At 62.8% G+C, this 581-nt stretch carries 1 protein-coding gene; it reads right to left on the bottom strand.

Going from position 1 to position 581, the window contains the following annotated elements:
• Positions 1–66: 66 nt before the first annotated feature.
• Positions 67–581 (bottom strand): plasmid partitioning protein RepB C-terminal domain-containing protein (locus tag P7F60_RS17225; protein WP_277918979.1); only part of this gene is annotated, 515 nt, incomplete at its 5' end.

Raw genomic sequence — 581 nt, 5'->3', positions numbered from 1 at the left:
ACGGTCTCCTGTTTCCTAAACCTGTTCCTTGTTTCGCGCGTCTCCGGAGACTTTTCCCGGAGATGCCTATTGCCGGCCTTTGGACCGGTAATCCTCCAGCAGCGCCGGCAATCGTTCGAGCACGAAGGCGGCAAAGTCAGGCGCATGCTTGCGGTCGATGATGATTTCCACCCTGGCGGCGTCCTGCGTCACCCGCGCCAGGCGTGTGCCATCCTCATCCGTCCAGACATCGGCCCTGGACTGCGTCTCCGGTGGCCTCATCGCCGCCAGCATCACCTTGAAACGATCCGCCGACAATGCTTCCCTCGCTTCCGGCGTCGCCAGGAATTCGCGCGCGCGTTCGACGAAATCACCCTTGGCGAGCAGATCGGCCATTTCCATCCAGCTTCGCCGACCGATGCCGGGGGCGGGTCCGATGGCATCGATCACATCCGCCGGAATACGCGCCGCCACCGACAGCATGTTGGAGAGGTCGCCCTTGTAGATCGACATCGCCGCCATGATCACGTCGCGGGAAAAGCGCGCCTGCAGGCGCTCGGCGAAACGCACCTTCTCGATGTAGCTCAGATCCTGCCGCTCGT

It is taken from the genome of Rhizobium sp. YJ-22 (assembly GCF_029601685.1).
Taxonomy (GTDB): domain Bacteria; phylum Pseudomonadota; class Alphaproteobacteria; order Rhizobiales; family Rhizobiaceae; genus Metarhizobium.
This window is presented reverse-complemented; position numbering and strand designations above follow the sequence as displayed.